10 protein-coding genes are annotated in these 13,681 nt (G+C 58.4%); 2 read left to right on the plus strand and 8 right to left on the minus strand.

Features of this window, described 5'->3' with window-relative positions; genetic code table 11:
* From CBW22_RS21490 to CBW22_RS21505, 4 genes are all read right to left on the minus strand, one after another.
* Positions 1-2,199: Ig-like domain-containing protein (locus CBW22_RS21490; protein ID WP_088517824.1), on the minus strand; the 2,199-nt coding region annotated here is incomplete at its 3' end.
* A gap of 197 nt (positions 2,200-2,396) precedes the next feature.
* A complete protein-coding gene (locus tag CBW22_RS21495) occupies positions 2,397-3,716 on the minus strand; it encodes a c-type cytochrome (RefSeq protein ID WP_058774916.1) in 1,320 nt (439 codons plus the stop codon).
* 11 nt (positions 3,717-3,727) lie between these two features.
* Positions 3,728-5,512 (minus strand): GMC family oxidoreductase, encoded by a 1,785-nt coding sequence (locus tag CBW22_RS21500; protein WP_021507807.1) that lies wholly within the window; start codon positions 5,510-5,512, stop codon positions 3,728-3,730.
* Between the two features lie 2 nt (positions 5,513-5,514).
* Positions 5,515-6,252, minus strand: a complete 738-nt coding sequence (locus CBW22_RS21505; protein WP_058770036.1) for a gluconate 2-dehydrogenase subunit 3 family protein — start codon at positions 6,250-6,252, stop codon at positions 5,515-5,517.
* Positions 6,253-6,546: 294 nt separating this feature from the next.
* Here CBW22_RS21505 and sbmA point away from each other — a divergent pair, with 294 nt between their 5' ends.
* Entirely contained in the window at positions 6,547-7,782 is a 1,236-nt protein-coding gene (sbmA, locus tag CBW22_RS21510) for a peptide antibiotic transporter SbmA (RefSeq protein WP_021507809.1), read from the plus strand.
* Positions 7,783-7,901: 119 nt separating this feature from the next.
* Here sbmA and CBW22_RS21515 read toward each other — a convergent pair whose 3' ends face one another.
* The 4 genes from CBW22_RS21515 to CBW22_RS21530 form a co-directional block, all read right to left on the minus strand.
* Positions 7,902-9,542 (minus strand): dihydroxyacetone kinase subunit DhaK, encoded by a 1,641-nt coding sequence (locus tag CBW22_RS21515; RefSeq protein WP_088517825.1) that lies wholly within the window; start codon positions 9,540-9,542, stop codon positions 7,902-7,904.
* Positions 9,543-9,663: 121 nt separating this feature from the next.
* A complete protein-coding gene (gene yncE, locus CBW22_RS21520) occupies positions 9,664-10,719 on the minus strand; it encodes a 7-bladed beta-propeller protein YncE (RefSeq protein WP_088517826.1) in 1,056 nt (351 codons plus the stop codon).
* Between the two features lie 211 nt (positions 10,720-10,930).
* Positions 10,931-11,140: a DUF1471 domain-containing protein gene (locus CBW22_RS21525; RefSeq protein WP_058757538.1), complete on the minus strand. Its 210-nt coding sequence runs from the start codon at positions 11,138-11,140 to the stop codon at positions 10,931-10,933.
* Between the two features lie 291 nt (positions 11,141-11,431).
* The gene (locus CBW22_RS21530) at positions 11,432-12,619 is read right to left on the minus strand and encodes an MFS transporter (protein WP_088517827.1); all 1,188 of its coding nucleotides are present in this window, start codon (positions 12,617-12,619) and stop codon (positions 11,432-11,434) included.
* 102 nt (positions 12,620-12,721) lie between these two features.
* Between CBW22_RS21530 and CBW22_RS21535 the strand changes: the two genes are divergently transcribed.
* Positions 12,722-13,678 carry an AraC family transcriptional regulator gene (locus CBW22_RS21535; protein WP_088517828.1) on the plus strand — a complete coding sequence of 319 codons (957 nt, stop codon included), beginning with the start codon at positions 12,722-12,724 and terminating at the stop codon, positions 13,676-13,678.
* Positions 13,679-13,681: the final 3 nt, after the last annotated feature.

Raw genomic sequence — 13,681 nt, forward strand, 5'->3', positions numbered from 1 at the left:
TTTATGCTGCCATGACGACGTTAACGCCTCGGGTTTAATTACCGTTTTACCGTCAACTTCCATGCCGATTACGGGGGCAACCCAACCCTGATTCAGACGGTAACCATCAAAATCCAGTTCATAAGTTTTACCCGCCTCGACTTCGATATAGCGATAAACCACGTCACCGCTGTAATCGCGGCCTTCAACATAGTCAGTCATTGAGCCAAGTACATTAGAACCGTCGGCGCCTTTCCATTCGGTGGTTTTCAGCTGGTTATATTTTTTGTACAGTCCCGCAGGCATCCAGCCTTGCAGCGTGCCATCATCAAAATCCCAGGCCAGCCCTTCATCGCCTATTCTCACCGCGTTATCGTTGATTTCCAGCTTGAAAATATCGGCGGAGGGATCGCGTGTGCTGCTGCTGCTAACCTGGAACTGATATTCGCCGCGCTGGCCTGATAAATTACTGGTAGTGAAATTCCAGGCTCCGAAGTTGCCAGCGCGTGTGCTGCCAAGTAACTGCCAGTTGCCATTGTCGTGCTGAGCATACACATAAACCAAACCGTTCGATGCTGCCCAGCCCGTTAGTGTTGGAGTGAAATCGTCGGTATAGTCGCCATTTTTCAGTTTGCCCTGAATATCGCCTTCATTATCAATAGCGTTACTGATATTCGGTTTTTCCGGTTGCAGCGTTAGCTGGTAAGTGCTGCCATTGGTATAGCGTTTCTCGCTGTTGCTGACCTGGAAAGTATGCTCGCCGCGATAACCGCCAAGATGTGGGGTTGTAAAGGTCCAGTTACCCTGCGCGTCAGCTTTAATGCTGCCGAGCCGTGCCCAGGTACCATTAACGTGTTTATCAAAGAAATAAACGATTGAGTTAGCTTCGGCACGACCGCTCAGCGTCGGCGTAAAATCATCAGTCACCGCACCATTTTTCAGCGCGCCGGTGGATGAACCTACGTCATCAAAGGCGGATTCAATCACGGGCATAACGGCTTCGCCGCTGATAATAGTCAGGCTAAACTTCTCAGCCTGAGTATCTGGCTGCGTGAAATAGCCAACCTGAAACTCATAATCACCGTCTCCCTGCGTCAGCTTATTGGTCTCAATCTCCCAGTTACCCTGAGCGTCAGTACGCACACTGCCGAGCAGTTCCCAGTAGCCGTTGATTCGTTGTGCGTGGACATACACCACACTGTTGGCTTCTGCGCTGCCTTTAAGAATAGGACTGAAATCATTGGTTAGCGCTCCGCTATCCAGGCGCCCCTGATAGAGGCCTTCGTTATCGAATGCATAATCAATTTTAGCTTCCGGCGTCGGAATCACTTTGTAAGTAAAGGGCTCGCTTTCATTACTCAGTTCGCCACGATTATTCTGGGCGCGGACGGTAATAGTGTTATTGCCGTAGTTCAGGAGATCAACGTTGCTTTCCCAGTGCCACTGACCATCCACCACTGGCGCGATGCCTACCCGCTCGCCATTGACGTAAATCACCACACTTTCGGCATCCAGCGGCGCGTTACCGCTCAGGCGCGGACTACGATCGTCGCTCTCGCTACCCGCTTTAATCACGCCATTATTGGGGCCTTCATTATCATAGACTTCCAGCAGCTGCGGCTTGTCGATGCGCGGCGAATTGACGTAAAGCGTGAAGACCGGGGAATCAAAACTGACCTGGCCGAATTTATCGGTGGCGGTGACGTACAGGCGCTGTTCACCGTCACTCAGTTCCGGCGTGATGGTCCACTGACCATTTTTCGCCGCCTGCACGCTACCAATCAGCACGCCGTTGCTGTACAGGCGGACAATGCTGTCCGGCTCGGCATAACCGGAAATGGCTGGCGTTTTATCATCGGTAAAGCCTTTGTTGCCAACCGGGCCCTGCACCGGTCCGAAATCATCCAGTACGCGCATAATCGCCGGCATATCGGGCGGGCTGAGATCGACCTCCAGCCGTGTCTGAACCGGAATCCCGGCGTTGCCGGCCCGGTCGAAAAAGCGGATGGTGAGATTATGCCCACCTTCCTCCAGCCGCAGCGGCAGCTGATACTCCCAGCTACCGTCCGCGTTTACCTGCGTAGTAAAAAGCTGGCCGTTAATGGCAAATTCGATATAGCTGACGCTCTTATCTTCAACCACCCCTTTCCAGTACTGATAAGGTGAATTGACGTAGTTCTCCTGCCCCGGTTTGGTCGGGTCGTAATAGCCTACAGACATATGGTCATCCTTTTCGCCAGAGTTAATATCGTTAAAGTAACGCTTAATAAGCGGCAGGGATTTTTAAACGCAGGGGAAGGAATCTCTTACAAGAAACGTCTGAAAGGAAAATCTAAGATAATGAATTTTAGTGGGATTTTTCGCACCCTTCAGGCCATGAACCGCGTCATGACCTGAAGAAAATGCTTAAGACAGGCTTACTGCTTTTCCAGCACCCGGATATCCGCGCTGCCCTGTTTTGGCTGCACGCTGTCATCCTGGCGCAGTTTCGCCACCTGTTTCGCCGTGACTTTGGTCTGCACGCCGTTGCCCCAGCTGCTGCGGATAAAGTTCACCACATCCGCCACCTGACTGTCGTTCAGACGCCAGCCAAACGCCGGCATGGTGATCGCCGTCGGTGCGCCTTGCACGCCCGGCAGCGTGCCGCCGACCAGTACGATGTGAATCAGCGAGGTCGGATCCTCTGCCATCACCACCGGATTCCCGCGCAGTGCCGGATAGAAGCGTTGATAGCCGCTGCCGTCGGTTTTGTGACACGCCGCACAGCTGTCGACATACACGCCGGCACCCGGCTGGCTGTCGTCACCTTTCCACAGCGCCCGGGCCACTGCGTCATCCTCACGGAACACCGCCTGAGACGGATCTTTCGCGCCGAGCGATTTCAGGTAACGGGCAATCGCGCTGATATCCGCATCGCTGAGATACTGCAGGCTGTGCTGCACCACCTCGGTCATGCCACCAAACGCCGCCGTGTGATCGTTACGGCCATAGCGCAGGAACTGCTGCAGATCCGCTTCGCTCCAGCGCCCCAGACCATCGCGGTTGTCACCGCGCAGGTTGCTGGCGGTCCAGCCGTCAATCGGCGCGCTGCTGCCGGCAAGGTAATCATTGCCCTGGCCGTTATTCAGCGCCTTCTCCTGCATAGTGAAGCTGCGCGGCGTGTGGCAGGCACCGCAGTGGCCCAGTCCTTCCACCAGATAGCGACCGCGCGCCAGCGCCGGATCTTCCTGCGCGGCCGGCTGGAACGCCTTCACATCTGGCGCAAACAGGCCGCGCCAGATCGCCAGCGGCCAGCGCATCGACAGCGGCCACGGAATGTCGCTCTCTTTGTTAGCCTGTGCCACCGGTGCCACGCCGTGCATGAAGTAGGCATACAGCGCCTTCATGTCGTCATCGCTGACCACCGCATAGGACGGATACGGCATCGCCGGATAGAGCGTGTCGCCGTTTTTCGCCACGCCATGACGCACCGCTTTCTGGAAGTCGTCATAGCTGTAGTCACCAATGCCGGTTGCCTTATCCGGCGTGATATTGGTGGAGTAGATGGTGCCAATCGGCGTCGCCATCGGCAGGCCGCCGGCAAACGGTTTGCCGCCTGCGGTGCTGTGGCAAGCGACGCAGTCACCGGCGCGCGCCAGATACTCACCGCGCTGCACCAGCGCATCGGCAGCGGTGTCCTCCGCCAGCGCGGCGAACGACAGGGTGCCCAGCAACAGGGCTGTTAAACTTTTGATCATCGCCATGTTCCTTATGCCTGTACCAGCGGGCCGGGGTTCTTCAGATACTGTTCACGAATCGCTTTAGCGGACCAGTAGCTCAGCGCCGCCACCATGCCGGTCGGGTTGTAGCCCAGCCCCTGCGGGAAGGCAGAAGCGCCGGCGACAAACACGTTCGGCACATCCCAGCTCTGCAGATAGCGGTTCACCGCGCTGGTTTTAGGATCTTCGCCCATGATGGCGCCGCCGCTCATGTGCGTGGTCTGGTACACGGTGGTATCGAAATGGGCACCCGGCCCTTTCGCGCCGCCAATGATCATCTTCGGATTCATCGCTTCGGTGATTTTGCGCATCTTGCCGATCATGAACTGCGCCATTTTGATGTCGTTGTCCTGCCAGTCAAAGGTCATACGCAGCAGCGGCTGGCCGTAAGCATCTTTGTAGTTGGGATCGAGATCGAGGTAGTTAGCGCGATACGACTGGTGCGCGCCGTGCGCATCCATCGACACGTGATGGTTATAGGTATCCGCCACCGCCGCTTTCCACTGGCTGCCCCAGTTCGGCGTGCCTGTTGGCGTCGGCAGACCGGAGATCGGCTTGGTGCCCGCCTGGTTGACCCAGAACGGTGAACCGCCGACAAAGCCGTACGGACCATGGTCAAAGTTATCGGCGTTGTAATCATCCACCGCCACACCGGCGCCACCGGCACCGATGAACGGATTGGTGGTGGTGTTTTTATCAAACAGCGCCTTCAGCGTGGAGATGTTCTGATAGGCAAAGTTACGGCCGACCACACCTTCGTTGCTGATAGGGTTGTACGGCTTGCCGATGCCGGACAGCAGCATCAGGTGCACGTTGTGGAACTGGAAGGCGGAGAGGATTACCAGATCCGCCGGCTGCTCCACTTCACGTCCCTGACCGTCCAGATAGGTGACGCCGGTCGCGCGTTTTTTATCGTCGGTCAGGTTGACGCGCAGTACATACGCGTTGTTGCGCAGCTCAAACTTCGGCTCCTGGCGCAGCGCGGGCAGAATGTTAACGTTCGGCGACGCTTTGGAGTACATGTAGCAGGCGTAGCCGCTGCAGTAGCCGCAGAAGTTGCACGGCCCCATCTGCGCGCCGTAGGTATTGGTGTAAGGACCGGAGGTGTTGGCCGACGGCATATCGTAAGGATGATAGCCCACCGACTCCGCCGCCTGGGCAAACAGCTGGGCCGACCAGGTGCGCTTCTGCGCGGGCAGCGGGAAGTCGCTGGAGCGATCCGGCGCATACGGGTTGCCGCCTTTCTCTTTGCCCACCACTTTACCCTTGATTGACCAGGCGCTGCCGGAGGTGCCGAACACTTTTTCCGCCTGATCGAAGAACGGTTCCAGTTCGTCATAGCTGACGCCGAAATCCTGAATGGTCATGCCTTCCGGGATAAAGTTTTTGCCGTAACGCTGCTCGTAGTGACTGCGCAGATTCAGCTCGACCGGGTCGACGCGGAAGTGCACGCCCGACCAGTGCAAGCCGGCGCCGCCGGTGCCGGTGCCCGGCAGGAATGCCGCCAGCTGACGATACGGTACGGCGGTTTGTGAGGCATCGTGACGGATAGTTACGGTGCTTTTTGACAGATCCTGGAACAGCTTTTTGCGGATGTTATAAGTCAGTTCATCAATCGACTGTGGATAGGATCCATCCGGATAGGTATCGCGATGCGGCCCGCGCTCCAGCGCCACCACATGCAGACCGGCCTCGGTCAGCTCTTTCGCCATGATCGCCCCGGCCCAGCCGAAACCGACGATCGCCACATCCACTTTTTTTAACGCATTTGCCACGGTTACGCCCTCTCGCCGCGAATATCAACTGACGGGAACGGATAACGTTCGCCGCGCTCTACCCAATCCATAAAGTCGGCGCGTGCGCCAGGGAAGCCGATCAGCTTCCAGCCCACCATGCCCTGATTGCCGCCGTGGATCGGATCGCTGAAGTAGCCCTCGCGGGTGTTTTGCAACAGAAAGGCGAAGAAGGTTTTGGCCGGCACCTGCGGGAATTGCGCGCTGCCGTTTTCGAAGGCGCTCAGCAGCGCGTCCTGCTGCGTGGGCGTCAGCTCAGCAAATACCTTGCCGTGCTGCTGTTTGCTCCACCCATCGGCATCGGCCAGGCCGAGACGGTAGATCTGCTGCGGCACCAGCGGCAGCTGATAGCCGAGCTCTTTTGGCAGATCCGGATTGAACGGTCCCTGCATATACCAGTTGCTGCCGGTGGCATACGGCGTATTCATCTGGCGATCGATAAACTCCGGTACGCCGGCTTCCAGCGCGCCAGGACCACGTTCATCGTTGGGGATCAGGCGCGCCACGGCGGCTTTGAGGAAGGCAAACTCTTCGGCGGTAAACCACACCGGTTGATACTCGCGCGCCTGCTGCGGCGCAGCGGCCGACGACGCTGCCGCACCGGCGGCCATTGGCGCGACCAGTGCGCCCATCGCCGTACTGCCTACCGCCATTGCCGGCGCCAGGGTGATGGTTCTCAGCAGGAAATCCCGGCGAGTGTGACCCTTTTTTTCTTCTGACATGACATTGCCTCATTACCGCATATAATGCGGCATGAAAGTTAAGTAGTTGCGTTGTAATGATTTTTATTGGCGTTTTAAGGGATACAGCAAGACTGTTACCGGTAACAGTTGACGTAGTGTAACACCATCGCCGTTAATAATTTAGTTTCCCGAAACAAATGAGCACAAAAAACTTAACAACTAACTCTGCCGCTTTACATAAATGCGGCGATGCTGTCATCGTCGGATACAACCGACAACAGACAGATAAATGCCGGAAGCGGTATAAAGAGTACACACAACAGCGGAGTGCCTATGTTTAAGTCCTATTTTCCGCGGCCGGCGCTGTTTTTCAGCTCGGCCGCGATTTGGAGCCTGATTGCCATTTTTGCCTGGTTTGGCTTTTTCAATGATTTTCCGGCGCGCTTTCCCGCTTTGCAGGCGGCGATGCAGCAGCCGCTGCCGACCAACGCCAGCCGCTTTATCCACGCCAGCCAGCTGTGGTTTTATGCCTACTACTGGATCATGGGTGGTGCCTTTGCGCTGGTGTGGCGCATCATCGACAACCATCCGTGGCAGCGCTGGTCGGTATGGGGATCGTTACTGATTATCTTTGTCACCTGGTTTGGCGTGCAGGTAGGCGTCGGCGTTAACGCCTGGTATGGTCCGTTTTACGACATGATTCAGCAGGCGCTGACCAAAGCTGGCTCGGTGAGCATCAATCAGTTCTATGTGCAGGTGCTGGCGTTTCTCGGCATTGCGCTGATTGCGGTAGTGATCGGCGTGATGAACTCGTTTTTCGTCAGCCACTGGGTGTTCCGCTGGCGTACCGCGATGAACAACTACTACATGCATAACTGGCAGCGCCTGCGTCTGGTAGAAGGTGCCGCACAGCGTGTGCAGGAAGACACCATGCGCTTCGCCAGTACGCTGCAGGACTGGGGCATCAGCTTTATCCAGGCCATCATGACGCTGGTGGCGTTTCTGCCGGTGCTGGTGACGCTATCGCATCACGTGAAAGAAGTGCCGATCCTCGGCAATATCCCTTATGCGCTGGTGATCGCCGCGCTGCTGTGGTCGCTGTTTGGTACCGCGCTGCTGGCGCTGGTGGGAATTAAACTGCCGGGGCTGGAGTTCCGCAATCAGCGGGTGGAAGCCGCGTACCGTAAAGAGCTGGTGTACGGCGAGGACGATCCGCAGCGCGCCGCGCCGCCTACGGTGCAGGAGCTGTTCAGCCGCGTGCGTCACAACTATTTCCGCCTCTATTTCCACTACCTCTATTTCAACATCACGCGCATTCTCTATCTGCAGGTGGACAATGTGTTCGGGCTGTTCGTGCTGTTCCCCTCGATTGTTGCGGGCACCATCACGCTGGGGCTGCTAAACCAGATCACCAACGTGTTCGACCAGGTGCGCTCCTCCTTCCAGTATCTGATCACCTCGTGGTCCACGCTGATTACGCTGATGTCGATCTACAAACGTCTGCGCAGCTTCGAGCAGATTCTGCAGGATATTCCGCACGACGAGATGCTGCGCGAAGCCTCGGAGTAAGCGGAAAAAGCTCGGCGGCAGGACCGCACTGTACGCCGACATCGCTCAGAACAGTCCCCTCTCCCGCCCGCGGGAGAGGGTTAGGGTGAGGGCGAACCCCGCACCCATCCGTCCCATCCTCAGCCCGCCAGCACCGCAAACACCTTCTCGATGGCGTACGCGCCCGGATCTTTCACGCCATCCAGACTCTGCTGATTGAGATAAGCCGAACGACCTGCCTTCGCACTCTGCATCTGCGCCGTCGCGTCGGCACCCTGTTGCGCAGCGGCCGCCGCCGCAGCCAGCGACTCTCCGGCCGCTAACGCCTCCAGTGCCGGCTGTAGCGCATCCACCAGGGTGCGATGTCCCGGCTGCGCGCCGCCGTAGTGCTTCATCCGTTCCAGCCCGTGCATCAGCGCCTGCGGCAGCGTGCTGCCCTCCTCCAGCTGCTGTCCGGCCGAAGTAAACAGAATCGACATCAGCACGCCGCTCGATCCGCCCATCACCGTCGCCAGCTGTTCGCCTACCAGCGCCAGCAGCGTAGGCAGCTCATCCAGCGGCAACTGCTGTTCACGCAGGCCGCGCTGGATTTTCTTCGCGCCGGCGGCAAAGGTCGAGCCGGTATCGCCATCGCCGACTTTGGCGTCCAGCGCATTCAGCTCGCTCTCCAGATCGATCAGCGTCTGCGTCACGCGCTCAACCACCTGCGCCACTTCAGCGTTATCAGAAGGATCGAAATCCAGCACGCTGCCGATGCGTTCAGCGCGCTGCAGGCTGATGGGCGCAAAGTCGTACATCGGCGTCCAGCCCAGCACCTGCACCGGCGCATGCAGCGCCTCGAAAAACGCCTCTTCCAGCGCCAGCAGCGTCAGCGAAAACCCTTTCATATCCAGCGCGCTGACCAGGGTTGCCGGGCCAATTAAATGGGTGATGCGTGCCGCCAGCGGCGACTGCAGTACCTCGCGCGTGAGCAGCGCCAGCTCCAGCTGGGAAAAGCCGCCGAGATTGTTGATCATCAACAGCGCCTGTTTGCCGTCGGGCAGCGCCTGCGCCAGCTGATCGGTCATGATGCTGGTAATTTTACGGCTGTTTTGCGTATCCAGCGTGATCACGCCCGGCTCACCGTGAATGCCCATCCCCAGCTCGCTGTGACCGGCTGCCACACGATCGTCGCGCTTTTCACCCGGAATATGACAGGTGGCAAACGCCAGGCCGATAGAGGACGTGGCGTCGATGGTGCGCTGCGCCAGCGCTTTTACCTCGTCAAGCGATTGGCCGTGCTCCGCAGCGAAGCCGGCGATTTTGTGCACCAGCACGGTGCCGGCAATGCCGCGTGGCTGCGGGTTCTCCGGCAGTGCGATATCGTCCTGCACCATCACCAGCTCCACCTTGTAACCGAGATTTTTCGCCTTCTCCGCGGCAAGGCCAAAGTTGAGCCGGTCACCGGTGTAGTTCTTCACAATCAGCAGACAGCCCGCCTCACCGGTGACGTTAACGATGGCGTTCAGCACCGCATCAACGCTCGGCGAGGCGAAGATATCGCCGCACACCGCAGCGGTCAGCATTCCTTTGCCGACAAAGCCCGCGTGCGCTGGTTCGTGGCCGGAGCCACCACCGGAAATCAGTGCGACTTTGCTTTTATCCCAGTCCGAACGCACCACCACGCGAATCTCATCGCCCAGATCGAGACGGGTCAGGTTGTGCCACGGTGTGCTGAGTAACACGCCTTCGATCGCTTCGTTCACCAGATCGTTTTTTTCATGCATAAAAAACTGGCTCATTGCACTCTCCCCTTAGGTGTTGTCGTCCTAAAGGTAGCGTAAGCCGGGCGGGAAAGGGGGGATCAAGGCCGGAAATGCAAAGGGCGACACACGTCGCCCCTGAGTTTCGGATAATTACGCCCTACAGCGCGATGCGTAACACGCTGTCCGGGTTTTTTGGCGGTTCCTTGCGTGAGCCCGGCTGCTTGATGCTGACGAACAGCGTGTTGCCATCGGCGGAGAGCGCCAGGCTGTTCGGCAGGCCCGGCGCTTTCACCGTGCGTTTCACTTTATAGCTGCTGGCATCAATGATGCTGATCTCACCGGCTTTACGGTGCGTGACATACAGCTCGTCACGGTCAGCATTGAACAGCACCGCCAGCGATTCCGGTACCTCAATGCGCTGAATCACCTGCTGTGTCCGGGTATCCAGCACCAGCACCTGCGGCTGCTTCGCATCGCTGAGGAAAGCGCGGTGGCCTTTGCTATCCAGCGCAATATTCAGGAAAAAGTGCTCTTTATCACCGTCAATTTTCTGGCGCTTTTCAATCGCGTTCAGGCGGGTATTGATGGTGACCAGCTCGCCATCGGCATTGGTGACATACAGTTTCTGCGAGGCGGCATCCAGCGCCAGCCCGGTGCCCATTTTGCCGGTATTCGGGATAGTGCTGATGAGCTGCAGCGTTTTGCCATCCACCACCCACACCACGCTTTGCGCTCCGAGACCGGTGATGTACACGCGATTGGTTAGCGCATCCGCGACCAGTTCACGCGGCTGCAGCGGACGAACCGTGTCACCGCGCTTGCGGCCATCCAGCACCAGCGTGTTAATCACCTTACCGCTGCTGGCATCCACTGCCGTCAGCGCACCGTTGACCGTGTTGCCAAAGTACAGCACGTTGGTGTGCTGATTGATGGCGGCACCAAAGGTCTTCAGCTCAGTGCTGATGGTTTGCTTCACCGCCAGATTCTGCGGATCGAGACGGTACACGGTACCGCCCTGCGGATTGCCGGTGTTTTGCGCCGTGGCGAGGAACAGCGCGTTGTCGCTGTTGCTGAAGGCCAGTTCGTAGGCACCTTTGGCGATCGGCTGATTGAGCGGCTGCGTTTCCGCCGCCTGCAGCGCGCTGCAGGACAGCAGCGCCGTGGCCACCAGTAGCGGACGCAGCGCCCACTGCATTGTTTTATTCGCTTTCATAACTTCTCCATAGCAAAACCACCGCCGTGCGGCAGTGAAATGAAAGCCCGACATTGCAACCAATAGGAAATTCAGCCCGAGGCGAGCCGATAAGGATGTTAGTTTTTGCGAATAATAATCATTTATGCGGAAAAGGGACAGGATTTTATGGCGTTAGCAACGCCGCCAGGGCGCCCGAAGGCACCCTGTCAGCACAGAGGGTAAGGCGAACTTATTGGGTCAGTTCTGCGGTCATGTGAACGCCGTTGTTGAAGTTGGCTTCAGTCACTTTGTAGGAAGCACCAAGTTCCTGCGCTTTAGCAGCGATTTGCGCTTCAGCACCGTCAAGCGTAGAGGCGGTAGCGGTCACGCTTTGCGCGAAGCTGGCAAATGGCAGAACAGAGAGAGCAATAACAGCAGCAAAAGTTTTGATGGTTTTCATGGTCATTTCCTTAATGATGTTTGATTGAATAAGGCGACATTGCCTTGATGAGAGATATAGTAGGCCGGCAACCGATCAAAAAAAAGCGCAGAGATTTGCCTAAGTCTTTCGAATATTTTGACTATAAAAAGCACATTTAGCGCAACCTGTGCGCAAAGGGTTAAAAAACCACGATTTGATTAAAAGGCAGGATTTATTGCTGTGATTGGTGAGACCAGGCATACGCGGCAAAAGCGGCGCCGCGACACACCCTGAAGCGTGTCGCGGCGCGCCTGATGGCGGTAAACGGATTTAACCGTGATGCCGCACGCGGGTAAAGATGGTGATGGCGGCCAGCAGCATCAGCACGCCGCTGGCAAGGAATACGCCGCCCGCGCCCTGCAGATCGAACATCCAGCCACCGGCTGCCGCACCGGCGGTGATCGCCAGCTGAATAGTGGCCACCAGCAGCCCACCGCCCGATTCGGCGTCGTCCGGCACCGCGCACGACAGCCAGGTTGACCAGCCAGTCGGCATTGAACCAAACGCCAGCCCCCACAGCGCGACGCCGCTCGCCACCAGCCAGGAGACGTGGCCAAAGCTTACCAGCAGCACCGCCGTCACGCTCATCACCAGCGCCATGCCGGTCAGCGTCAGCGACACGCTGCGCGTCACCAGCCACGCGGCCAGCGAGGTGCCGAAGAAGTTCGCCACGCCGAACGCCAGCAGCACCAGCGACAGCTGATTCACATTCAGCTGCGCGCTGGTTTCCAGGAACGGGCGCAGATAGGTAAAGAAGGCGAAATGGCCGGTAAACATCATGATAACCGCCAGCATGCCCCAGCGCATCACGCTCTGACGCAGCAGGTCCAGCACGCCGCCGCTGCGCGCTTTGTTCTCCGGCGGCATCGACGGCAGGGTGAAGAACTGCCAGAACAGCGCCAGCACGCCCAAAACACCGGTCAGCAGGAAGATGTTACGCCAGCCAATCAACCCGCCAAGGTAGCTGCCCAGCGGCGCGGCAATGATGGTGGCCAGCGAAATACCGCTGAACACAATCGACAGTGCGCGCGGCACCTGATCGGCGGGCACCAGCCGCATGGTAATGGCGGTCGACAGCGTCCAGAAGCCGCCAATCGCCATGCCGAGCAGCACGCGCGCCAGTAAAATCATCGGCAGATTTTCGGCAAACGCCACCAGCAGCGCCGAGGCGATGAGCAGCAACGTGAACGCCAGCATCACCAGGCGGCGGTCGAGGCGGCGCGTGACGTTACCAATCACCAGGCTGGTCAGCAGCGCCACCAGCGCGGTAACCGTGACCGTCTGGCCCGCCTGCCCTTCGCTGACGCGCAGCGAGTCGGCAATCGGTGTCAGCAAGCTCACCGGCAGAAATTCTGCGGTGATCAGGCCGAAGACGCCAAACGCCATGGCGAACACCGCGCCCCATGCGGGTTTCTCTACCGCAATGCTTGTTTCCACTACTTCAGTATCCAGACTCATCTGCGATCCCCATCACAAAATATCAGGCTGTAAGCATAGAGAGACGACGCAAGACGATCTATGATACAGAAACTTTGTTTTTTGATAATTCGTCTGGATTGTATGAGCCGCTATGAAGATTTGACCAGCGAACTGCTGATGGGCATGCGCCTGTACGGCGTCAAATATCAGCGCATCGCGCTGCATACGCCGTTTGGCCTGCAATATGATGACGCGCCGGGCAAGGCACAGCTGCACTTTGTTGGCCGCGGCTCGCTGCTGATTCGCTCCGCTTCCGGCACCGTCTATCCGCTGCAGGCGGGCGATGCGCTGCTGATTCCGCACGGTAAGCCGCACGCGCTGATCTCCGGCGAAGATGCGGTGTGCGTGCCGATCGCCACGTTTAACAGCAAACCCATCTGCGACAGCGTGTGCGCCATCAACGATGCGCCGGACGCGGATGCCTGCCCGGATGACAGCGATGTGATTTTATTCAGCGCCTGCATGGCGTTCGAGCTGGGCGGCATGCAGCCGCTGGTGCACACCATGCCGGACGTGATGCTGGTCAGCACGCTGCTGGCGCAATACCCGGAAATCCAGCCGATTCTGGATGCCATGGAGCGTGAAACGCGTCAGCGCAAAGCGGGCTTTGCCGGCATTTTGTCGCGGCTGGCCGATGTGGTGGCGGCGCAAATTGTGCGGGGCTGGGTGGAGAATGGCTGTGGCCAGGGCAGCGGGCTGGTGCAGGCCCTGCGCGATCCGCGCCTCAGCCTGGCGATGGCGGCCATGCACCGCGCGCCCGGCGAAAACTGGACGGTGGAGCGGCTGGCGCGCGAATCCGGCAGCTCACGCTCGGTGTTTGCCGCGCGCTTTCAAAACGCCACCGGCATGACGCCGCTGCGCTACCTCACTGAACTGCGCATGCGTCTGGCGGTTGAGCGTATTGTGAACGATGGCGAAGCGGTGGAGAGCGTGGCGTTCCACCTCGGTTACGGTTCACTGGCCGCCTTCAGTCGCGCCTTCAAACGCATTGTCGGCACACCGCCCGGCGCGCTGCGCGCCGGACGTGAAGCGTCGTGAAAC

The sequence above is a fragment of the Pantoea sp. VS1 genome, from assembly GCF_002207995.1.
Classification (GTDB): Bacteria; Pseudomonadota; Gammaproteobacteria; order Enterobacterales; family Enterobacteriaceae; genus Pantoea; species Pantoea dispersa.

Coding starts and splice junctions, on each gene's coding strand:
- CBW22_RS21495 (WP_058774916.1), bottom strand. CDS start 3,716: ATGATCAAAAGTTTAACAGCCCTGTTGCTGGGCACCCTGTCGTTCGCC.
- CBW22_RS21530 (WP_088517827.1), bottom strand. CDS start 12,619: ATGAGTCTGGATACTGAAGTAGTGGAAACAAGCATTGCGGTAGAGAAA.
- yncE (WP_088517826.1), bottom strand. CDS start 10,719: ATGAAAGCGAATAAAACAATGCAGTGGGCGCTGCGTCCGCTACTGGTG.
- CBW22_RS21505 (WP_058770036.1), bottom strand. CDS start 6,252: ATGTCAGAAGAAAAAAAGGGTCACACTCGCCGGGATTTCCTGCTGAGA.
- CBW22_RS21535 (WP_088517828.1), top strand. CDS start 12,722: ATGAGCCGCTATGAAGATTTGACCAGCGAACTGCTGATGGGCATGCGC.
- sbmA (WP_021507809.1), top strand. CDS start 6,547: ATGTTTAAGTCCTATTTTCCGCGGCCGGCGCTGTTTTTCAGCTCGGCC.
- CBW22_RS21525 (WP_058757538.1), bottom strand. CDS start 11,140: ATGAAAACCATCAAAACTTTTGCTGCTGTTATTGCTCTCTCTGTTCTG.
- CBW22_RS21515 (WP_088517825.1), bottom strand. CDS start 9,542: ATGAGCCAGTTTTTTATGCATGAAAAAAACGATCTGGTGAACGAAGCG.